This window comes from Halomonas sp. TH-94 (assembly GCF_057473365.1).
Genome location: NZ_JBYCKL010000069.1, coordinates 1 through 21,825, shown reverse-complemented (window position 1 = coordinate 21,825; position 21,825 = coordinate 1). Strand labels below are relative to the sequence as shown.

The following is a 21,825-nucleotide window of genomic DNA, read 5'->3' as shown; positions in this document are numbered from 1 at the left end:
TGCGAATCGACAGAGGATGGTGGGATGAGGAGGGGATGGCGAGAGGGGCCTGCACGGCAAAAGGGCGGGGAGAGGCAAGCGGGGAGAGCGGGCCTGGCGCTTTTGCTGATGCTGTCGGCGGCGGTGCTGATGGGCTGCGACAGGGCGCCGGCACAGGAGGAACGCGTCGAGCAGCTGCTGCCCAGTGTGCGCAGTGAGGCTGTTCGTCTGACCGAGGACGAGGCGAGATACCACCTCCCCGGTGTCGTGAGGGCCCGCGAGCGTGCTGCTCCCGCCTTCCTGCATGGCGGTGTCCTGCGCGAGCGGCACGTGGTCCACGGCCAGCGGGTCGAGCGGGGTGAACCGTTGGCTGTCCTGCACAACCCGGCTCTGGCTCCGGCACTCGCTGCCGCCGAGGCCCGCGTGCGCGAGCTCGATGCCAGCCTGAGTCGTCTGGGGCGTGACGTAGAGCGGGCCCGGGCCCTGCGCGAGCGCAACCTCAGTGCCGAAGAGGAGCTGGACCGCCTGCGTTCGGAGCGCGAGGCTCTGGCCCAAGCTCGCGAGCAGGCGCTGGCGCAGCGCGATGAGGCTAGGGCCCAGCACGATGAGCTGGTGCTGCGCGCTCCGTTCGCCGCCGAGGTGACCGATCTCAAGGTCGAACCCGGCGATTTCGTCACGGCCGGTCAGCCTATCGTTCAGCTGGCCGGTCTCGTCGAGCGGGAGGTGGCGATCCGCGTTCCTGCCAATCTCGCCGCACGTCTCGAGTCGGGACAGCAGGTGAGCATCGTTCCGGCGTTCGGCGCGCAGCGCTTCCCGGGAAGGATTGCCCACATCGGGCGTGCGGGTGAAGCCATGGCCCCGGTCATCGTCGCCATCGACGCCACGCCTGCTCCCGCATTGGGTGAAGCGGTACGGGTGCAGCTCATGCTCAATGGGCCTTCGATCATGCAGGTACCGCTGATGGCGGTGCTCGACCCCGCCGGAAGTGCACCCTATGTGTTGGCGTTGACCCATGACGACACGGTTCGACGTGTTCCGGTGACGCCAGGCCGACTCAACGGCGGTTGGGTGGCGGTCAGCGCAGAGGCGCTGGGGCCGGGTGATAGAGTGGTCACGGCAGGTCAGGGGCGCCTGGAAGATGGCATGCGGGTGAGGGTGCTGCCATGAGCTGGCTGCTCGCCTCGCTGCGCCACAAGCGCCTGATCCTTACCGTCACGCTGCTGCTGGCCGTGCTTGGGTTGGCAGCCTGGGCCACGATGGATCGCCAGGAAGACCCTTTCTTTCCTTACCGCTTCGGTCAGGTGCTGGTGCCTTACCCTGGTGCGGAACCGGAGCAGGTCGAGCGGTTGGTGCTCAATCCGCTGGAAGAGGAGTTGGCCCAGGTCGAAGAGGTCAACGACATCATCGGTACCGCACGCCTCGGTGTGGCCCATGTCACCATCGAGATGCACGAACACGTCTACGATACCGATGCTGCCTGGGAACGGGTTCGCATTGCCGTGAACCGCGCCACTCGCCAGTTTCCCGAGGGCGTGGGCGAAGCCGAGATCAGCGATCGCGATTCCGACACCCACGGTATCGTGCTGTCGGTGACCGGATCCGATGACGTTCTCGAACTGCGTGAAGCGGCCAAGCGCCTACGCCGCGACCTGTTCCGCCTCAGTCAGATTGCCCAGATCGACCTGCTCGCCGATCCGGGTGAGCAAGTGGTGATCGGCTGGGACGATACGCTCGCCGAACTGACCGGCCTCGATGCCCGTGCGCTCGGCGATCAGCTCGCCGTGAGAAATCTGACCTCTCCCGGGGGCACGTTGGCCGTCGGCGGACGCTCACTGGTGCTCGATCCTCACACCGAATTCGCTTCGTTGGAGGAGCTCGCCGCGACTCCGATACAAACCCGACAAGGCGAACTGATACCGCTGGGTGAGCTGGCCGACATCAGTCTGGCTCCAGTGCAGCCAGCTGCCGCACGCATGTGGCACGACGGCAGGCCGGCGGTCGCTCTGGGTCTGGTGCTCTCCAATGATCGGGTCAACGCCGTGCGTTTCGGCGAACAGCTGCGGGCACTGGTCGATGAGCTGCGCCCGGCCTACGCTCCCTTGGCCATCGAAGAGACATTCTATCAGCCGTATTGGGTCGAGCGACGCCTGGCGGAACTGGGGTTCTCGCTGCTGTTGGGTATCGGCATCCTCGGTCTGCTGCTTTTTCTGGCCATGGGAATTCGGCTGGGGCTGGCGGTGATGGTGATCGTACCGCTGGTGACCTTCTCTTCCCTGGCCGTCTACGCCATGGGCGGCGGCGTACTGCACCAGATTGCCGTGGCGGGCATGGTGATCGCACTCGGTATGCTGGTGGACAATGCCATCGTCATGGTCGAGAACATCCAGTACCACCGCGACCAGGGGCGATCGGCGAATCAGGCCGTGACTCTCTCGGTGAAGGAGCTCGCCACGCCGCTGCTGGCCGCGACAGGCACCACGCTGGCCGCTTTCGTACCGTTGCTGCTCTCGAGCGGCAACACCGCCGACTTCACTCGCGCGATCCCCATCATGGTGATGCTGACTCTGGCGGTGAGCTATTTCTATGCCGTCTTCGTGACGCCGGTGTTTGCGGCCAGCATTCTCAGGCCGCGGGTTGGGGCTCGTCGTGAACGGCTCCAGGCGGCAGGCCAACGCATCGGTCGGCTCGCCGTGCGTTGGCCGCTTGCCGTGCTGGCAGGGGCGGGCCTGCTGCTGGCGGGTTCCCTCGTCATGTTGCCGTTGCTCAATCATGACTTCTTCCCCGATACGGACCGCAACCAGTTGGTCGTCGACCTCAACTTTCCCGAGGGGACTCACCTCGATTACACCGCCTACCAGGCCGAAGTGCTGGCCGCCGAGCTGGCTGCCCGACCGACGGTGCGTGCGGTGCACCGCTTCGTCGGCTTCAGCGGCCCGCGCTTCTACTACAACCTTGTCGAACAGCCTCGTCAGTCGCACCTGGCACGTCTGGTTGTGGAAGCCGACCGTGCCGATGACCTGTCGGGGCTGATGGCTTGGGTCCGAGCCGTAGCGCCGGAGTGGCTACCCGAGGCCGAAGTGGTGGCACGTCGACTGGGGCAGGGACCGCCGCTGCAAGCGCCGGTGGAAATCCGCGTATTCGGTGAGGATCGTGCGACGCTGGCCGATGCCGCAGGACGGATTCTCAGCGTGGTGCGCGAGGCAGAAGGGGCGCGCGATGCACGTCACCTCATGGGTGAGGGCCTGGCCACGCTGCGGGTCGAAACCGACGACGCTCGCGCGGCCGAATATGGGCTCTCGCGGCGTGACGTAGCCAGTGCCCTGGCAGGTGCCAGCCGTGGGGTCGAGGTCAGCACCTGGCGGGCCGGACGGGACCCGGCGCCGCTGCTGGTGCGCGCGCCGGAGGGCGAGCGCTTTTCCGTCGAGGGACTCGAAGGGCTGCGACTGACCGCTGCCGACGGCGATTCGCTGCCGCTGGGAGAGATCGCCGAGGTGGCGGTCGCCTGGCGTCCCGCCGTCATTCAGCATCGTGGCCTGCGCCGCATGACCATGGTACTGGCCGAGGTAGGCGATGGCTGGACCTACGATGGGGTGCTGGGGGAGATCCTGCCGCGCCTGGAGGCGCTGGAGCTTCCGCCCGGTGTCAGCTATACCGTTGGCGGAGCGGCGGAATCCGCCGGCGATGCCAACACTGCACTGTTTCAGACGCTGCCGTTCGGCGGGCTGCTGTTGGTGGTCTTCCTGCTTGCCCAGTTCAACTCCTTCCGCCAGCTCCTCATCGTGCTGACTACCGTACCGTTGGCGATCATCGGCGTGGTGCCGGGGCTTTGGTTGACCGGCCAGCCGTTCGGCTTCACTGCCATCCTGGGTGTGGTGGCGCTGGTCGGAATCGTGGTCAACAACGCCATCGTGCTGATCGATCTGATGAATGCCAACCGGCGTCAGGGGGAGTCGGTGCACGAAGCCGTGGTATCGGCAGTCGCCCGACGTACGCGGCCGGTACTGCTCACTACCGCGACCACCGTAGCCGGCCTGGTGCCGCTGACCCTGACCCAGTCGACACTGTGGCCACCGATGGCCTGGGCGATCATTTCCGGGCTGGCGGCCTCCACGCTGCTGACCCTGCTGGTGATCCCGGCGCTGTATCGGCTACTGATGAGGGGCTAGAGTTCGTGCACCGTATCCATGGGGTAGAAGCGCGCCGCCAAGGCGTCGCGAATTCGTCGCAGCACCAGTGGGCTGCGCATGCGCCCTTGGCGATCGAGCTCCTCGACCTCGTCAAGGGTCAGCCAGTGGGTGGCGATGATGTCCGGGTCGAGAGGGCTGCCCAGGTGGGCCAGGGCCATGCCGAAGAAGCCGTGGCTGTGAAAGGTCTCGCCGTTAGGCGCCTGGTAGACATAGAGCCCTAGGTAATCGGTGATGCCTACCTGCCAGGCGGTCTCCTCGCGCAGTTCGCGCAGGGCCGCTTCCTTGATTCTCTCGCCGGGCTCGATATGGCCGGCGGGCTGGTTGAAGAGCGTGGTCCGGCTGCCTCTGGGCGCCTCCTCCACCATCAGGAAACGACCGGCGCGCTCCACCACGGTGGCCACGGTGACGTGCGGATGCCAGCGGCTCATCGTTGCTCTCCTTTGCTCCGGCGACGTGGCGGTCGTCTGGTGGTCGAGTTGCGCGGGGCGTGCAGGGTCTCGCGGCGCCACTCTCCTGGCGCCAGCCCTTCGAGACGCCACGGGCCGATTGCAACGCGCACCAGGCGTAGAGTGGGGTGTCCTACGTGAGCCGTCATGCGCCGTACCTGTCGGTTGCGTCCTTCACTAATGGTTAGCTCCAGCCAGGTCGTCAGTGGGTGTCGCTTCGGGTCCAGCGGCGGCTTGCGCGGGGCCAGGCCGCTCGCCTCCAGGCGGCGCACCTTGGCCGGCCGGGTCATGCCATCGCTGAGTTCGATGCCTTGGCGCAGCGCGGCCAGCGCCGCCTCGTCGGGCATGCCTTCCACCTGTACGCGGTAGGTCTTGGGCTGCTTGTGGCTGGGGTCGCTGATACGCTGGATCAAGTCACCGTCATCGGTCAACAGCAGCAGGCCTTCTGAATCATAGTCCAGGCGTCCGGCGGCATAGACGCCCGGAACGTTGATGACGTCTGCCAGGGTCGCACGCGGCGTCTCCCCATCGCCGCGACGATCGGTGAACTGGGAGAGCATGCGGTAGGGCTTGTGCAGCAGATAAATGGCGCTCATAGGGGCAAGCTTACCGGCAAGCGAGGCGGGATGGGAGTGGAGGGCGTGTCCACCTTATTGATCATACGCCGAGGCGGGGCGGCTGATATAATGCGCTCGCCGCCGGGAGCGCCCTCGTCGCTACGGGGCCTGCCGTGACTCCGCCACCGGGTCGATGCCCAGCGCATTCCCCGCCAGATGAGAACCGTAGGTAGAGCACGCCGGGACCCCGTTTCAGACCTAGTGAGCGCGCGCGACCGTTCCAGTTATTGCTACCGCAGCGACCAGAGAGATCAACGCTACCATGTCAAAAACGCCGAAGATTATCTACACGTTCACCGACGAAGCGCCTGCGCTGGCGACCCATTCGCTATTGCCGATCATCGACGCCTTCACCGACGCCGCCGGTATCGAGGTGGAAACCCGCGACATCTCCCTGGCGGCTCGCATTCTCTCCCAGTTCCCCGATTATCTTACCGCCGAGCAGCGCGTCGAGGACCACCTCGCCGAACTGGGCGCCCTGGCCAAGACGCCGGAAGCCAATATCATCAAGCTGCCTAACATCAGTGCCTCCATGCCGCAGCTCCGGGCGGCGATCAAGGAGCTGCAGGGCCAGGGCTACAAGCTGCCGGAATATCCGGACGAGCCGAAGAACGACGAAGAGAAAGATATCAAGACGCGCTACGATAAGGTCAAGGGCAGTGCCGTCAACCCGGTGCTGCGCGAGGGCAACTCCGACCGTCGCGCACCCAAGGCAGTCAAGGAATATGCCCGCAAGTACCCACACTCCATGGGGGAGTGGAGCCAGGCCTCGCGCACCCACGTGTCGCACATGCACGGCGGCGATTTCTATCACGGCGAGAAATCGATGACGCTGGATCGCGCGCGCAACGTGAAGATGGAGCTGATCACCAAGAGCGGCGAGGCGCATGTGCTCAAGCCCAAGGTCTCCCTGCTCGAAGGCGAGATCATCGACAGCATGTTCATGAGCAAGAAGGCACTGTGCGAGTTCTACGAGCGGGAGATCGAGGACGCGCGCAAGACCGGCGTGATGTTCTCCCTGCACGTCAAGGCGACGATGATGAAGGTCTCGCACCCGATCGTGTTCGGTCACTGCGTCAAGATCTTCTACAAGGAGGCCTTCGAGAAGCACGGTGCGCTGTTCGAGGAGCTTGGCGTCGACGTCAACAACGGCATGGTGAATCTCTACGACAAGCTCGACACCCTGCCCGAATCCCAGCGTGAGGAGGTCATCCGCGACCTGCACGCCTGTCACGACCAGCGTCCCGAGCTGGCCATGGTGGATTCTGCCCGCGGCATCACCAATTTCCACTCGCCCAGCGACGTGATCGTCGATGCCTCCATGCCGGCCATGATCCGCGCCGGCGGCCAGATGTACGGTGCCGATGGCCGCATGAAGGACGTCAAGGCGGTGATCCCGGAGTCCACCTTCGCGCGCATCTACCAGGAGATGATCAACTTCTGCAAATGGCACGGCGCCTTCGATCCGGCCACCATGGGCACCGTGCCCAACGTCGGCCTGATGGCGCAGAAGGCGGAGGAGTACGGCTCCCACGACAAGACCTTCGAGGTGCCGGCGGACGGCGTCGCCAACATCACCGACCTGGAGACCGGCGAGGTGCTGCTGTCCCAGAACGTCGAGAAGGGCGATATCTGGCGGATGTGTCAGGTCAAGGACGAACCGATCCGCGACTGGGTCAAGCTGGCCGTGGAGCGTTGCCGCGATTCCGGCATGCCGGCGGTGTTCTGGCTCGACCCCTATCGTCCGCACGAGAGCGAGCTGATCAAGAAGGTGAGGACCTACCTCAAGGATCACGACACCGCCGGTCTCGACATCCAGATCATGTCCCAGGTCCGCGCCATGCGCTATACCCTGGAGCGCGTGATCCGCGGCCTCGACACCATCTCGGTGACCGGCAACATTCTGCGCGACTACCTCACCGACCTGTTCCCGATCATGGAGCTGGGCACCAGCGCCAAGATGCTCTCCATCGTGCCGCTGATGGCCGGTGGCGGCATGTTCGAGACCGGGGCCGGTGGTTCGGCACCCAAGCACGTGCAGCAGCTGCTGGAAGAAAACCACCTGCGCTGGGACAGCCTTGGCGAATTCCTGGCGCTGACTGCCTCGCTTGAGCATCTCGCCAAGCGATTCGGCAACGACCGCGCGGCGCTGCTGGCGGATGCGCTGGACAAGGCCACCGGTCAGTTCCTCGAGAACGACAAGTCACCCTCGCGCAAGGTGGGCGAACTGGACAACCGTGGCAGCCACTTCTATCTGGCCCTGTACTGGGCTCAGACGCTGGCCGCTCAGGACGAAGATGCCAAGCTCAAGGCGCTGTTCAGCCGTCTGGCCGAGACCCTGGAGGCCAACGAGGCGATCATCCTCGAAGAGCTCAATGGTGTGCAGGGCCAGCCGGTGGACATCAAGGGCTATTATCATGCCGACTCTGAGCTGGCCCGAGCGGTCATGCGTCCGAGCAAGACCTTGAACGAGGCCCTGGCGATGGTCGCCAACGGGTGATCTTGCGCTAGCTCCCTGTGACCCCCGTGCGCCGATCGGCGCACGGGGGTCCTTAGGTCATATGGGCCGGTTGGGTGGACGATGCTATACTCCGCGCTCCACTGAACAGACCAGACAGGGGAGTTCTCAATGGGGTATCAGAAAATTGTCGTCCCTGAAGGCGGCGAGAAGATTACCGTCAACGCCGACAACACCCTGAACGTGCCGAACAAGCCAATCATTCCGTATATCGAGGGTGATGGCATCGGTGTCGACGTGACGCCAGCGATGATGATCGCTATCGATGCGGCCGTGCAGAAGGCTTACAACGGCGAGCGCAAGATCGAGTGGATGGAAGTCTACGCCGGGGAGAAGGCCACTCAGGTCTACGACGCCGATACCTGGCTGCCCGAAGAGACTCTCGAAGCCGTCAAGGACTACGTGGTTTCCATCAAGGGTCCGCTGACCACCCCCGTGGGCGGTGGCATTCGCTCTCTGAACGTGGCCCTGCGCCAGAAGCTCGACCTCTACACTTGCCTGCGCCCGGTGCGCTGGTTCGAAGGCGTGCCGAGCCCGGTCAAGAAGCCTGCCGACGTCGACATGGTGATCTTCCGTGAGAACTCCGAAGACATCTATGCCGGTATCGAGTGGAAGGCGGGCAGCGCAGAAGCCGACAAGGTCATCAAGTTCCTGCGCGACGAGATGGGCGTCACCAATATCCGCTTCCCGGAAAACTGCGGCATCGGCGTCAAGCCCGTTTCCGTGGAAGGTACCAAGCGTCTGGTGCGCCAGGCCCTGCAGTACACCGTGGACAACGACCGCGAGTCGCTGACCCTGGTGCACAAGGGCAACATCATGAAGTTCACCGAAGGTGCGTTCAAGGATTGGGGCTACGAAGTCGCTCGCGACGAGTTCGGCGCCGAACTGCTCGACGGCGGTCCGTGGATGCAGTTCAAGAACCCCAAGACCGGCAAGAACATCGTGGTCAAGGACGTCATTGCCGACGCCATGCTCCAGCAGATCCTGCTGCGCCCGGCCGAGTACGACGTCATCGCCACGCTGAACCTCAACGGTGATTACCTCTCCGACGCTCTGGCGGCGGAAGTGGGCGGCATCGGCATCGCGCCGGGCGCCAACCTGTCCGACAACGTCGCCATGTTCGAAGCCACTCACGGCACCGCGCCGAAGTATGCCGGCCAGGACAAGGTCAACCCCGGCTCGCTGATCCTTTCCGCCGAGATGATGCTGCGTCACATGGGGTGGGTCGAGGCTGCCGACCTGGTGCTTCAGGGCATGGAGAAGGCGATTTCCAAGGGCGAGGTCACCTATGACTTCCATCGCCTGATGGACGATGCCAAGCTGTTGAAGTGCTCCGAGTTCGGTCAGGCCGTCGCTGACAACATGTAAGCGAACGCCGAAGCCATCGGGGCCCTCGTTCGCCAGGCGGACGAGGGCCTTTTGCGTATCAACCTGAACCCTGTCGGCCGGTTTACGTCTAACCTGAGACGTCAATTGGTCGCCTTGTCGAGATGGTGTGTAGCTTTTATGTTCGAGAATGAAGACCCGAGCGCATGGGAGTCGGTCGGTGTCGTGGCAGGCATGACGCGGCCTCCGCGTCCCGAAGAGCAGGATGACGGTGACCTTGCCGTGCAGCCTGCCGATCCGGAAGTGGCACGGCCGCCAATGTTCAAGGTGCTGCTGCACAACGACGACTACACCCCCATGGAATTCGTGGTGGAAGTGCTGCAAAGCTTCTTCCACATGGATAGCGAGACTGCCGTGCAGATCATGCTTACTGTGCACACCCAAGGGAAAGCCACCTGTGGCATCTTCACCCGTGACATTGCGGAAACCAAATCCCATCAAGTCAATCAATATGCAAGAGAGTGTCAGCACCCGTTGCTCAGCGATATCGAGGCGGCGGACTGACTACCGGTCTGCTCGAGACGGGGTAGAGATGGCAGTCGTTGAGTGAAGAGACTTGCAACTGCAGCGTTTGTGCCCGATGTTGAATATGCCGGACCACGAAAGATCCGATGCAAGCCCTAAGCGGCGAGAAGGGGACTGCCATGCTGAGCAAAGAACTTGAACTGACCCTGAACACGGCTTTTACCGTGGCCCGCTCCAAGCGCCACGAGTTCATGACCGTGGAGCACCTGCTGCTGGCATTGCTCGACAATGCATCAGCGGCTGACGTGCTGCGAGCCTGTGGGGCCAACCTCGACAAGTTGCGGTCCGACCTGCAGGATTTCATCAACTCCACCACCCCTCTGATTCCCGAGGACCAGAGCGATCGCGAGACCCAGCCAACCCTGGGATTTCAGCGTGTGCTGCAGCGTGCGGTCTTTCACGTGCAGTCCTCCGGCAAGAGCGAAGTCACAGGGGCCAACGTGCTGGTCGCCATCTTCTCCGAGCAGGAGAGTCAGGCGGTCTACTTCCTCAAGCAGCAGAATGTCGCCAGGGTCGATGCGGTCAATTACATCGCCCACGGTATTTCCAAGGTGGCAGGTCATGGACAGAGTCCTTCGTCGTCGCCGAGCGATGCCGAGGAGGCTGAAGAGGGCGCCGGCGAGAGCAGCGCCAACCCGCTGACCGGCTACGCTACCAACCTCAACGAGCAGGCACGGATGGGCAAGATCGATCCGTTGATCGGCCGTGAGCACGAGCTCGAGCGAGTGATTCAGATACTCGCCCGGCGGCGCAAGAACAACCCGCTGCTGGTGGGTGAGGCCGGTGTCGGCAAGACAGCCATCGCCGAGGGGCTGGCCAAGCGCATCGTCGAAGAAGATGTGCCCGAGGTGATCGCCGATGCCGTCGTCTACGCTCTCGATATGGGCGCGCTGCTGGCAGGTACCAAGTATCGCGGCGACTTCGAGAAACGCTTGAAGAGCCTGCTTGCTGAGCTCAAGAAGCAGCCGAACTCGATCCTGTTCATCGATGAAATTCATACGGTGATCGGCGCCGGCGCGGCATCCGGTGGTGTGATGGACGCCTCGAATCTGCTCAAGCCGCTGCTCTCCTCGGGGGAGTTGCGCTGCATCGGCTCCACGACCTTCCAGGAGTTCCGTGGCATCTTCGAGAAGGATCGTGCACTGGCGCGCCGTTTCCAGAAGGTCGATGTCATGGCGCCTTCGGTGGATGACACCATTCGCATCCTCAAGGGGCTGCGTTCGCGCTTCGAGGAGCATCACCACCTCAAGTACACCGATGCGGCCCTGGAGAGCGCGGCGCGGCTGGCGGACCGCTATATCAATGACCGCCATCTGCCCGACAAGGCCATCGACGTGATCGATGAGGCCGGTGCCCACCAGCGGCTATTGCCGCCGGAGGTGCGGGTCGACACCATCGACGTCGACCAGGTCGAAGCGGTCGTCGCGTCCATTGCGCGGATTCCGCCGAAGAGCGTCTCCAGCTCCGATCGCAAGCTGCTCGAGAATCTCGATCGCGACCTCAAGATGCTCGTGTTCGGCCAGGACGAGGCCATCGACGGTCTTTCCGCCGCCATCAAGCTGTCGCGGGCCGGTCTCAAATCCCCCGACAAGCCGGTGGGCAGCTTCCTCTTCTCCGGCCCCACCGGGGTGGGCAAGACCGAAGTGGCCCGGCAGCTGTCGCGCATCATGGGTATCGAGCTGGTGCGTTTCGACATGTCGGAATACATGGAGCGGCATACGGTATCGCGGCTGATCGGTGCCCCCCCGGGCTACGTCGGCTACGATCAGGGCGGGCTGCTAACCGAGGCGATCACCAAGCAGCCGCACTGCGTGTTATTGCTCGACGAGATAGAAAAGGCTCATCCCGAAGTCTTCAACCTGCTGCTGCAGGTGATGGACCACGGTAGGCTCACGGACAACAACGGCCGTGAGGCGGACTTCCGCCACGTGATCCTGATCATGACCTCGAACGCCGGTGCCGAGCAGCAGGCTCGCCGCTCGATCGGCTTCCAGACCCAGGACCATTCCACCGATGCCATGGAGGTGATCCGCAAGACCTTCTCGCCGGAGTTCCGCAACCGTCTTGACGGTATCATCCAGTTCCACTCTCTGCCCACTTCGGTTGTGCGCAGCGTGGTCGACAAGTTCCTGGTGGAGCTGCAGGCGCAGCTCGACGAGAAGCGGGTCCAGCTGGATGTGGACATGGAGGCGCGCGACTGGCTGGCCGAGCAGGGCTACGACCCCAGCATGGGCGCAAGGCCCATGGCAAGGCTGATCCAGGAGAAGCTCAAGAAACCGCTGGCGGAGCTGATCTTGTTCGGAGAGCTATCCGAACATGGCGGCGTGGTTCACGTCACGGTGGAAGAAGGCGAGCTGCACCTTTCTACGGAGTCGGAAATGGCCGACGCGCCCTGACGTTTCGGGGGTTGCTTCGACCTTTGCACAGCGCCCTGTCTCCGGACGGGGCGTTGTCGTGTCGGGGCCGGCAGCACCGCCGTCGGATACCCTGCCGCGTCTCAGCGTGAGCGGTAGACGATGCGACCCTTGGTCAGGTCGTAGGGAGTCAGTTCGACCTTGACCTTGTCGCCGGTAAGAATGCGGATGTAGTTCTTGCGCATCTTGCCCGAAATGTGGGCAGTCACGACGTGGCCGTTCTCCAGCTCGACGCGAAAAGTGGTATTGGGAAGGGTATCGACGACGACGCCTTCCATTTCGATATGGTCTTCACGTGCCATATAGGCGGTTCCTCGCTGATGACGTTAGTCTTTATGAATCTTGCCCTTATGGGCCTTTGCGCCTGGGCTGCCGCATGCCGGAGCGCCGGTCGCACCCAATGAACGGCGCGCCCATCCCAAGGATAGCGCGATATTGTGCCGCAAGCCGGGCGTCAAGGCAAAGAAGGGCGTGTCATGTCGAGGTTTTCAGTGGGAGCAGGCGTCGCCAATGGCGCCCTTCCAGGACTTCCAGCGGGCGGTAGGCTTCCTTGTAGGCCATTTTGCGGCATTCGCGGATCCAGTAGCCTAGATAGACGTGGGGCAAGCCCTCGCGGTAGGCCTGATTTGCCAGACTCAGCACGGCATAAGTGCCCAATGACCGACGCTCCAGATCAGCGTCCGGGTCGAAGAAGGTGTAGATGGCCGAGAGCCCGTGTTCAAGGCGATCGAAGGCCGCTACCGCCAGGAGCCGTTCTCCCAGACGGAACTCGAGCAGTCGCGAATAGGGGTCATCCAGGGTAAGGAAGGTGCGGTATTGCTCGCGACTTGGGGGGAACATGTCGCCGTCCCAGTGACGCGTGCGTATGTAGCGTTCGTAAAGGGCGTAATGCTCGGGGTCGAAAAGCGCAGGACGCTCGATCAGTTTCAGGTCGAGATTGCGTTTGGCGATTCGCCGCTGGCTGCGGTTGGGCTGAAAGTCGTCGACCGGTATGCGCACCGACACGCAGGCGCTGCAGCCTTCGCAGTGCGGCCGGTAAAGGTGCCGGCCGCTGCGGCGAAATCCAAGCAGGGCAAGCGAATCGTAGACCCCTTGACCGTGGGACTCTTGGGGGTCGAGGAATAGCGTCGTGGCTTCGTGCCCCTCGAGATAGCTGCAGGCATGAGGCACGGTCAGGAAGAAGCGCAGATCCCTGATCGGGTGACGAGGCGTATTGCTGCTCACGTGGGTCGCCTCCTAAGTAAGTGCGGACAAGCTATGGACGCGAGTTGGGTCTTCCGGCAGTGCCCAGCACGGTAGTGGGTAGTGGTCATCGCCATGACCGGGCGCCACCAGACATGATTCAAGATAGTTGATGAACTCGGAGCGAGCGATGTCCCGTGCCCCGAGATTGGCCAGGTGCCGGGTATGCATCTGGCAATCGATCATGCGGCCACCACCGCTGCGCATGGCGTGAACCAGGTGGACCAAGGCGACCTTCGACGCATCGCTGGTACGGGAAAACATCGACTCACCGAAGAAAATGGGCCCCATGGCAACGCCGTAGAGCCCGCCGACCAGCTCGTCGGCTTGCCATACTTCAACCGAGCGTGCGTAGCCGAGTCGCTGCAGCGCCATATAGGCGTCATGCATCTCCTTGGTGATCCAGGTGCCGGGCTGGCCTTGGCGGGGGGCGGCGCAGGCGGCTACCACGGTTTCGAATGCCCTGTCGAATGTGACATGAAAGCCGCCGTTGCGCAGCTTCTTCGTCAGGCTGCGGGTGATGCGCAGCTCGTCGGGAAACAGCACCATGCGTGGATTGGGGCACCACCACAGGATCGGCTGATCGTCGCTGTACCAGGGGAAGATGCCATGGCGATAGGCGGCCAGCAGCCACTCCGGCGTCAGCCCACCGCCAGCGGCCAGCAGGCCCGGAGGCTCTCGTAGTGCCTCGGAGACGGGCGGGAAACGCACAGGATGCGCGGGCAGCCAGGACAGCATTCGGATGGCGCTCCTCGGAAGCGTATTTCCCATAGTCTGCCGTTGCCGAGGATTTGGCTCAAGCGACTGTCGTGAGCACTGTGCCGGGGCGGGTAGTACCGGTATGATGGCGGCTGAATTCATTCTGCTTCATGCAAGTCAAGGAAAGGCACCGCCTAAGATGCGGTGCGAGGGGGTTGGCGAGTTGAGTGCAAAGGAAAAGGGCGTGCCGCGGCGCGCAACGGAGGAGAGCCCCCAGCAGCCGACCACACGCTTGGCGATTCATTTGCAGGGGGTGGCCCGGGAAGGGGCGACCATCATACTGCTGGCGGCGTGCGTGTTCCTGCTGTTGGCACTGTTCAGCTATCAGCCTGCCGATCCCGGCTGGTCCCATCGCGGTCCGGAAACCGGTGTCGATAACTGGATGGGGCCTTTCGGCGCCTGGTTGGCCGATGTGCTGTATTCGCTGTTCGGTGCCAGCGCGCTGTGGTGGCCCGGCATGCTGGGTTTTGCCGGCTGGTGGATGATTCGCACTCGGAGGGTACGCTTCGAGTGGGACTCCACGGCCGTTGCCGTGCGCCTGGGGGGCCTGGTACTGCTGCTGTTGGGCACCACCACGCTGGGAGCGCTGCATTTCTACAGCCCAGACAGCGTATTGCCCTACGCTTCCGGGGGCATTCTGGGGGAGGGGTTGGTAGGCGCGCTGGTGCCGCTGGTGGAGTCGGGCGGTACCGGCTTGCTGGCCGTGGCGGCCATGCTATGCGGCTTTCCTCTGTTCACCGGCCTCTCCTGGTTGACGGTAATGGATGAGCTCGGGCATCGCATGCTGCGCCTATGGCGCTGGGCAGCTTCGCCATTCGGTCTGGTGCGCGACCGCCATGAGCCGCATTGGGACGAGGAGGAAAACCTGACCGACAACGAGCCGGAAGCGCTTGTCCAGGAAAGCGAGCCGCCTCGTCGCCGCTGGCGTTTCTGGCAGCGCCGTAACGCCAAGGCCGACGGTCAGGCACCTTCGCTGCGAGAGCCGGGCTTGGAGCCCACCTTCGGTGACGATGGTGAAACCGATATCCCGTGGGACGTGCCCGAGCGTACGCCCTCGGCAAAGCGTCCCGAGGCCGCCTACACGGCACGTCAGGAGGAGACAGCCGCTACCATGCCCCCTGCTGGCATGCCGCCGGCATCGAAGCCTGACGACGACGCGCGACCCCTTGCCGCGGCTTCGCTGAAAGCCAGCCGTAATGACGACCCGCCCCCCGTAGCGGCCATGCCCCTGCGGGCCACGGAGGAAGCGGAATCTCCCGCCCCCGTTGCGGTGCCGCCACCCGGTATGCAGCCGCCCGACCCCGTCGTGGCGCCGCCGGCCCAGACGCGTGAAGCCACGATGCGCGACAAGGGCCATGGGGAGAAGCGGCGCGAGCCCGGACTGGGCGACCTGCAGCCGCAGGAACCTGCCGACGCTCAAGAGCCGCGCCTGAATTGGAACGATATCGGTGGCGACGAGTACGAGGAGGATGGCGAGGGCCAGGAAGAAGACGTCACGGCGGCCGATCCGGTTTCTCCGGTTCAGGCGCCGCCTGACTCCGACGTGCGCCCAGCCGCCTACGGCGACCAGGCAGAGGGGCTGCGCGCCTGGCGTGAGTCGAGCGAAAAGGTGTCCACCGCCGCCGCCGACGCAGCGGATGAAGGCGAAGACAAGGGCCGACTGGCTACCGCCGAGCAGGCACGCGCCGCGGTTGCCGAGCCCGATGGCCCGACCCTGTGGACGGTAGAGCACCTGCAGAGCCAACGCCCCGTGCTGGACGACATGCCGGAGCCGGACGGCGAGCTGCCCAGCCTGCGCCTGCTCACGCCGGCTGAGCCGCATCAGCAGAACTACACCGAACAGCAGCTGGCCGACATGGCCGAGCTGCTCGAGACGCGGCTACGCGAATACGGCGTTAAGGCCGAGGTGGTGAATACGTGGCCGGGCCCGGTCATCACCCGCTTCGAGATCAAGCCTGCCGCCGGTGTGAAGGTGTCCAAGATCAGCAACCTGGCCAAGGATCTGGCGCGCTCGCTGATGGTCAAGAGCGTGCGTGTGGTGGAGGTGATTCCAGGACGACCCACGGTGGGCATCGAAATTCCCAACCCGCACCGGGCCATGATCCGCCTGCGCGAGGTGATCGACTCCGACCGCTACCAGCAGGAAGCCTCGGCGCTGACCATGGCGCTGGGCCAGGATATCGGCGGAAGCCCGGTGGTGGCCAACCTGGGCAAGATGCCTCACCTGCTGGTGGCCGGGACCACCGGCTCGGGCAAGTCGGTAGGGGTCAACGCCATGCTGATCTCGATGCTGCTCAAGGCGACTCCGCAGGAGCTGCGCCTGATCATGGTCGATCCCAAGATGCTCGAGCTGTCGGTATACGACGGCATTCCGCACCTGCTGGCGCCAGTGGTCACCGACATGAAGGAAGCGGCCAATGGCCTGCGCTGGTGTGTGGCCGAGATGGAGCGACGCTACAAGCTGATGGCGGCCATGGGGGTGCGCAACATCGCCGGCTTCAATGGCAAGCTCGATGAGGCCGAGCGCGCCGGTGCCCAGGTAGCCGATCCGCTGTGGGAGCCCCAGCCCTGGGAGATGCACGAACCGCCACCGGTACTGGAGAAGCTGCCTTACATCGTGGTGGTGATCGACGAATTCGCCGACATGTTCATGATCGTCGGCAAGAAGGTCGAAGAGCTGATCGCACGTTTGGCGCAGAAGGCTCGTGCCGCCGGTATTCACCTGATTCTGGCCACGCAGCGACCCTCGGTGGACGTGGTCACCGGCCTGATCAAGGCCAATATTCCGACACGCATGGCCTTCCAGGTGTCGTCCAAGGTCGATTCGCGCACCATTCTCGATCAGGGCGGTGCCGAAAACCTGCTGGGCCACGGCGACATGCTCTACCTGCCCGCCGGATCGGGGTTGCCGACCCGCGTGCACGGCGCCTTCGTCGACGACGACGAGGTGCACCGCGTGGTCGAGGATTGGAAACGTCGCGGCGAGCCGGAATACATCGATGAAATTCTCGCCGGCGGCGTTACTGCCGATGCCTTGACAGGGCTCGAAGCCGACGGTGGAGAAGGGGGTGGTGACGCGGAGCAGGACGCGCTCTACGACGAAGCGGTTCAGTTCGTCACCGAGAGCCGTCGAGCCTCTATCTCGGCGGTGCAGCGGCGCTTCAAGATCGGCTACAACCGTGCCGCTCGTCTGGTAGAGGCAATGGAAGCGGCCGGCGTAGTCTCTTCCATGGGGACCAATGGCGGCCGCGAGGTGCTGGCACCACCACCGGTGGGTAACTGATCCTGCGTCTGTGACGCGACAACCCAACCATGCATTAATCATGAAAGCGTCGGCGGCCATGCAACCCGCCGGTGCGAAGCGGGTCCGAATGACAGGATCCATTCAGGACCTTCGTTAGGGAGAGACACGATGAGCGTTAAGAAGACACTGACTGCACTGGCCCTGACTCTTGTCATGCCGGCAGCTGCCTTGGCCAGTGAAGGTGCCGATCGCCTGACTCGCATGCTGGAGCCGCTGGAAACCTACGAGGCTCGCTTCGAGCAGTTGATCCTCGATGGCAGCGGCGAGCGCCTGCAACAGGCCAATGGGCAGATGTGGCTGTCACGTCCCGGCAAGTTCCGCTGGGAGGTCAATGCCCCCTATCAGCAGGAAGTGATCTCGGATGGCAGTGAGGTCTATCTCTACGACCCCGACCTGGAGCAGGTCACCGTTCAGGCCCTCGACCAGCGGGTGACCCATACCCCGGCTTTGCTGCTTTCCGGCAGTGCCCGCGAGCTGACCGAAAGCTACGAGGTCACACGCCAGCAGCAGGGCGGTAACGAGACGTTCCGGCTGGTTCCCAAGTCGCCCGATACGCTGTTCGAAGAACTGCAGATGACCTTCCGCAGCGAACGGCTTGCGGCGCTGCAGATGATCGACAGCACCGGTCAGGAAACCGTCATCGAGTTCAGCGACGTGCGCACCAACCACGCCATCGACGAGAGCCGTTTCGCCTTTCAGATCCCCGAAGGAACCGATGTGATCCGCGACACGCAGTGAGTCCAAGTCCAGCCCGAAAGCGCCGCCCTCTAGGCGGCGTTTTCATTTCTATTGGCTTTCGCCTCTATTGGCTTTCGCCGCCGTCGGCCTGGGCATCCAGCTCGGCGCGCCAGGCCATCAGCTGGGCGTAGCGTTTCTCCTGGCCATGGTCGCTGGGCCGGTAGAACGCTTCGTGGGCCAAACCCTCAGGCCAGCAGTCGTGAGCGCTGCCCGCCGGGTAGCCTTGCGGCTCGTTGTGCGCGTAGCGATAGCCATGGCCGTGACCCAGCGACTCCATCAGCTTGGTCGGGGCGTTGCGCAGGTAGGTAGGTACTTCCAGGCGCGGTTGAGCCGCGACGTAGGCCTTGGCTCGCTTCCAGGCCTGGTCGATGGCATTGCTCTTGGGGGCGATGGAAAGATGGATGGCGGCGTGGGCAATGGCGCGCTGGCCCTCGTAGTCGCCCAGGCGCAGGTAGGCGTCCCAGGCGGCCATGACCAGCGGCAAGGCGCGTGGGTCGGCGTTACCCACGTCTTCCGAAGCTATGGCCGCCAGCCGGCGTACCACGTCGAGAGGGTCGCCCCCGCCTTGCATGAAGCGGGCGATATACAACAGGGCGGCATCCGGGCGCGATGAGCGCACCGATTTGTGAATCGCCGACAGCAGGTCGTAATAGTAATCGCCCTGCTTGTCGAAGGCGCTGGCCGTGTGGCCAAGGGCGGCATTCAGCGCTTCACGTGGCAGACGCTCGGCGTCTCCTTCGGGCACGGTGAAGTCGCAGGCGGTCTCGAGCATGCCCAGGGCGCGCCGAGCGTCACCGGCGGCGGCACGGGCGAGTATTTCCAGTACCTCGTCGTCGGCGATGATGTGGCGCTTGCCCAGGCCGCGCTCATCGTCCTGTAGCGCGCGTCGCATCACTTCGACCAGCTCGCCTTCATCCAGCGAGGTGAGCACGTGTACGCGAGCGCGCGACAGCAGGGCGGAATTGACCTCGAACGAGGGGTTCTCGGTGGTAGCGCCGATCAGCGTCAGCAGCCCTGACTCCACGTGGGGCAGCAGCGCGTCCTGCTGGCTCTTGTTGAGGCGGTGGATCTCGTCGAGGAAGAGCAGGGTGGGGCGTCCCTGACCCTGCATGGCCCGGGCCCTGTCGACGGCGGCCCGGATATCCTTGACGCCAGCCATCACCGCCGACAAACGCTCCAGGTTGGCGCCGGAGTGTTCAGCGAGGATCTCGGCCAGAGTGGTCTTGCCGGTACCGGGTGGGCCCCACAGGATCATCGAGCGCACGCTGCCGGCTTCGGCCATGCGCCGAAGCGGCTTGCCCGGCCCGACCAGCGCCTGCTGACCGACATAGTCGTCCAGATGGCGCGGACGCATGCGGTAGGCCAGCGGTGCGGATTCGTCAGGCGCCTGACCGAACAGATCCATGCGCATACTCCTTCCTGATTGAAAATTCGACCTTGGACGGTGTGCGGAACCGGGATAAACGGTCTAGGGTGACTGAACCTGCTCCCGTCCCACGACTCCAACACTATACCCGCTCATCGTTAGAGGAGGCCTCGACATGCCCATGCTGACCCAACTGCGTCAGGATCATGCCAACATGGCGCGCATGTTGCACGTGCTTCAGCTCAAGCAGAAGGCCCTTGCTGCCGGAGAAAGGCCCAACTTTCAGTTGGTTCGAGAAGTCGTCGATTACATTCTCGACTACATGGAGGGTTTCACCGTTCCCCTGGAGCGTGTCTGCTCGGAGCGGCTTCAGGCCCTGGCTCCCGAGACCAAGGACCTGACGGAACGGCTGTCCAGCGACTACCAGGCGCTGCGTCGGCGCCTGATTCGGCTTTCCAACGATATCGACATGATATTGATGGATGCCGTCATGCCGATGGATCGCTTTGCCGCAGACCTCAAGGCCTACCTCGAAGCTCATCGAACCTATCTTCGCGATGAGCGTGAACTGCTGTTCCCGCTGATTCGCGAGCATTTCAATGATCGCGACCTGGAGCTTCTGGCCCAGGCCCTGCCTGAGGGGGCGGCGGCCCAGCTGGAGCGGCTGCAGGAGGCGTATCCGGAACTCTACGCCGAACTGCGAGAAACCGCCGAGCCGGCTGCCTGAGGCCCGCTGGCGAAACGAGGGCTTCAGCTCGCTCGGCATGCTGCTAGAATAGGGTCCCTTCGTAGCAGCCGAGCGACTCTCATGATCGCCGTTTCGCCATGCACGGCCCGATACTGATCTTCGATTCCGGCGTCGGCGGTCTATCCGTCGTATCGCATTTGCGGCACCGCATACCCGGCGCCGCGCTCATCTATGCCTGCGACAATGCCATGCTGCCCTACGGACTCCGGCCCGATGAATGGCTGGTGGCACGCATCCTGGCCGTTTGCCAGGCTGCCGTGGCCGCCAGCGGCTGCAGTGTGCTGGTGGTGGCCTGTAACACGGCCAGTACGTTGGCCCTCGACGCCCTGCGTACCCATCTGTCGGTGCCGGTGGTGGGCACCGTGCCGGCGATCAAGCCCGCAGCGGCCGTGAGCCGTAGCCGGCACATCGGGCTGCTGGCGACCAGTGCCACCGTAGCGCGCCCCTATACCGACCGGCTGATCGAAACCTTCGCCAGCGACTGTCGCGTGACGCGGGTGGCCGCCGACCCCCTGGTGCACGAGACCGAGCGCCTGCTGGCAGGAGAGCAACCCGACCAGACCATCATCGATCGTGTGACGGCCCCGCTCTGGGAAGCCACCGACCTCGATACCGTGGTGCTTGGCTGCACTCATTTTCCGCTGCTCGGCGAGCGTATCGTTGCCGCAGCCCCGAGGCCTGTCCGCCTGATCGACTCCAGCGAAGCCATTGCCCGGCGCACCGCCCAAGTCACGATTGAGCCAGCGCCTGCTGTCGGCCGCGATCGCAGCCTGGCCACGGCCCCCGACGCCAGGCTGGCTCGTGCGGTGGCCACTCTGGGCTTCGATGAACCGCGCCTGCTGATCGTCGGCTGACTCCCTTTATTCTTTCCATCCTGCCCACGACAGGAGATGCCGTGTCCATTCCCGTTGTCGACCCCGAACGCTACGACCAGCAGCTGGCGGCCAAGCGCGAGCGTATTCGTCAGCAGTTCGAGCGTTTCGCCCCGCCTGAGCTTGAAGTCTTCCCCTCGCCGCCGAGCCATTATCGACAGCGCTGCGAGTTTCGCCTGTGGCACGAGGGCGAGGATCTCTACTACGCCATGTTCGAGGTCGATCCCGATGACCCGAAGCAGAAACGCGTGATTCGGCTGGATGACTACCCGGTGGCGAGTCGTCGCATCAACGAACTCATGCCGCGCCTGCGGGAGGCGCTGCTGGAAAGCGAGGTGTTGCGTCGGCGGCTGTTCCAGGTCGAGTTCCTGACCACGCTCTCGGGAGAGGCCCTGGTCACACTGATCTACCACCGCCAGCTGGATAGCGTATGGGAAGAAGAGGCCCGGCGGCTGCAACAGCGCCTCGACATAAGCCTCATCGGTCGGGCGCGCAAGCAGCGCCTGGTACTCGACCGCGACCATGTCTGGGAACGGTTGGACGTGGAAGGGCGTACCTTTCACTACCAGCAGGTGGAAAACAGCTTCACCCAGCCCAACGCCGAGGTCAGCCGTGCCATGCTGACCTGGGCCCGAGACGTCACTCGAGGCAGTCAGACGAGCGACCTTGTAGAGCTCTACTGCGGCAACGGCAACTTCACCGTGGCTCTGGCCGAGAATTTCCG

Annotated in this window: 16 protein-coding genes and 1 pseudogene; 11 read left to right on the top strand and 6 right to left on the bottom strand. The window is 64.0% G+C overall.

Annotated elements, in window-relative coordinates; all coding sequences use genetic code 11:
* The first annotated feature begins 24 nt into the window (after positions 1-24).
* Both AC2VNO_RS13930 and AC2VNO_RS13925 read left to right on the top strand, forming a co-directional pair.
* Positions 25-1,146 carry an efflux RND transporter periplasmic adaptor subunit gene (locus AC2VNO_RS13930; protein ID WP_486934683.1) on the top strand — a complete coding sequence of 374 codons (1,122 nt, stop codon included), beginning with the start codon at positions 25-27 and terminating at the stop codon, positions 1,144-1,146.
* Positions 1,143-4,145 carry an efflux RND transporter permease subunit gene (locus AC2VNO_RS13925; protein WP_486934682.1) on the top strand — a complete coding sequence of 1,001 codons (3,003 nt, stop codon included), beginning with the start codon at positions 1,143-1,145 and terminating at the stop codon, positions 4,143-4,145. Before AC2VNO_RS13930 ends, AC2VNO_RS13925 begins: the two co-directional genes overlap by 4 nt.
* On the opposite strand, the gene AC2VNO_RS13920 is transcribed toward AC2VNO_RS13925, so the two are convergent.
* Together AC2VNO_RS13920 and AC2VNO_RS13915 are read right to left on the bottom strand one after the other, a co-directional pair.
* Positions 4,142-4,594, bottom strand: coding sequence for an NUDIX domain-containing protein (locus AC2VNO_RS13920; protein ID WP_486934681.1), 453 nt, complete (start codon positions 4,592-4,594; stop codon positions 4,142-4,144). The two genes, AC2VNO_RS13925 and AC2VNO_RS13920, sit on opposite strands and share 4 nt — an antisense overlap.
* On the bottom strand, positions 4,591-5,208 hold the full coding sequence (locus AC2VNO_RS13915; protein ID WP_486934680.1) for a pseudouridine synthase: 618 nt from the start codon (positions 5,206-5,208) through the stop codon (positions 4,591-4,593). The genes AC2VNO_RS13920 and AC2VNO_RS13915 overlap by 4 nt, the downstream gene beginning before the upstream one ends.
* Before the next feature lie 283 nt (positions 5,209-5,491).
* On the opposite strand from AC2VNO_RS13915, the gene AC2VNO_RS13910 reads away from it, so the two are divergent.
* From AC2VNO_RS13910 to clpA, 4 genes are all read left to right on the top strand, one after another.
* The gene (locus AC2VNO_RS13910; RefSeq protein ID WP_486934679.1) at positions 5,492-7,729 is read left to right on the top strand and encodes an NADP-dependent isocitrate dehydrogenase; all 2,238 of its coding nucleotides are present in this window, start codon (positions 5,492-5,494) and stop codon (positions 7,727-7,729) included.
* Between the two features lie 129 nt (positions 7,730-7,858).
* Entirely contained in the window at positions 7,859-9,115 is a 1,257-nt protein-coding gene (gene icd / locus AC2VNO_RS13905; RefSeq protein ID WP_486934678.1) for an NADP-dependent isocitrate dehydrogenase, read from the top strand.
* 192 nt (positions 9,116-9,307) lie between these two features.
* Complete coding sequence (gene clpS / locus AC2VNO_RS13900; RefSeq protein WP_228578385.1) at positions 9,308-9,637, top strand: ATP-dependent Clp protease adapter ClpS; 330 nt, start codon at positions 9,308-9,310, stop codon at positions 9,635-9,637.
* Between the two features lie 140 nt (positions 9,638-9,777).
* On the top strand, positions 9,778-12,054 hold the full coding sequence (gene clpA / locus AC2VNO_RS13895) for an ATP-dependent Clp protease ATP-binding subunit ClpA (protein WP_486934677.1): 2,277 nt from the start codon (positions 9,778-9,780) through the stop codon (positions 12,052-12,054).
* Between the two features lie 101 nt (positions 12,055-12,155).
* On the opposite strand, the gene infA is transcribed toward clpA, so the two are convergent.
* The 3 genes from infA to aat all read right to left on the bottom strand — a co-directional run bounded on the left by infA (position 12,156) and on the right by aat (position 14,052).
* Positions 12,156-12,374 carry a translation initiation factor IF-1 gene (gene infA / locus AC2VNO_RS13890; RefSeq protein ID WP_010627817.1) on the bottom strand — a complete coding sequence of 73 codons (219 nt, stop codon included), beginning with the start codon at positions 12,372-12,374 and terminating at the stop codon, positions 12,156-12,158.
* Between the two features lie 172 nt (positions 12,375-12,546).
* Complete coding sequence (locus tag AC2VNO_RS13885) at positions 12,547-13,296, bottom strand: arginyltransferase (RefSeq protein WP_486934676.1); 750 nt, start codon at positions 13,294-13,296, stop codon at positions 12,547-12,549.
* Positions 13,297-13,308: 12 nt separating this feature from the next.
* Positions 13,309-14,052, bottom strand: a complete 744-nt coding sequence (gene aat / locus AC2VNO_RS13880) for a leucyl/phenylalanyl-tRNA--protein transferase (RefSeq protein ID WP_486934675.1) — start codon at positions 14,050-14,052, stop codon at positions 13,309-13,311.
* Positions 14,053-14,212: 160 nt separating this feature from the next.
* Here aat and AC2VNO_RS13875 point away from each other — a divergent pair, with 160 nt between their 5' ends.
* Together AC2VNO_RS13875 and lolA are read left to right on the top strand one after the other, a co-directional pair.
* Complete coding sequence (locus tag AC2VNO_RS13875) at positions 14,213-17,356, top strand: DNA translocase FtsK (protein ID WP_486934674.1); 3,144 nt, start codon at positions 14,213-14,215, stop codon at positions 17,354-17,356.
* Positions 17,357-17,485: 129 nt separating this feature from the next.
* Positions 17,486-18,115, top strand: a complete 630-nt coding sequence (gene lolA / locus AC2VNO_RS13870) for an outer membrane lipoprotein periplasmic chaperone LolA (protein ID WP_228578345.1) — start codon at positions 17,486-17,488, stop codon at positions 18,113-18,115.
* A 64-nt stretch (positions 18,116-18,179) separates the two neighbouring features.
* On the opposite strand, the gene AC2VNO_RS13865 is transcribed toward lolA, so the two are convergent.
* Positions 18,180-19,520, bottom strand: coding sequence for a replication-associated recombination protein A (locus AC2VNO_RS13865; protein WP_486934673.1), 1,341 nt, complete (start codon positions 19,518-19,520; stop codon positions 18,180-18,182).
* Positions 19,521-19,662: 142 nt separating this feature from the next.
* On the opposite strand from AC2VNO_RS13865, the gene AC2VNO_RS13860 reads away from it, so the two are divergent.
* The 3 genes and pseudogenes from AC2VNO_RS13860 to AC2VNO_RS13850 form a co-directional block, all read left to right on the top strand.
* Entirely contained in the window at positions 19,663-20,208 is a 546-nt protein-coding gene (locus AC2VNO_RS13860) for a hemerythrin domain-containing protein (protein ID WP_486934699.1), read from the top strand.
* A gap of 98 nt (positions 20,209-20,306) precedes the next feature.
* Positions 20,307-21,083 carry a glutamate racemase gene (murI, locus tag AC2VNO_RS13855; RefSeq protein ID WP_486934672.1) on the top strand — a complete coding sequence of 259 codons (777 nt, stop codon included), beginning with the start codon at positions 20,307-20,309 and terminating at the stop codon, positions 21,081-21,083.
* Between the two features lie 41 nt (positions 21,084-21,124).
* Positions 21,125-21,825 (top strand): annotated as a pseudogene (locus AC2VNO_RS13850) (tRNA (uridine(54)-C5)-methyltransferase TrmA); the annotation flags it as partial.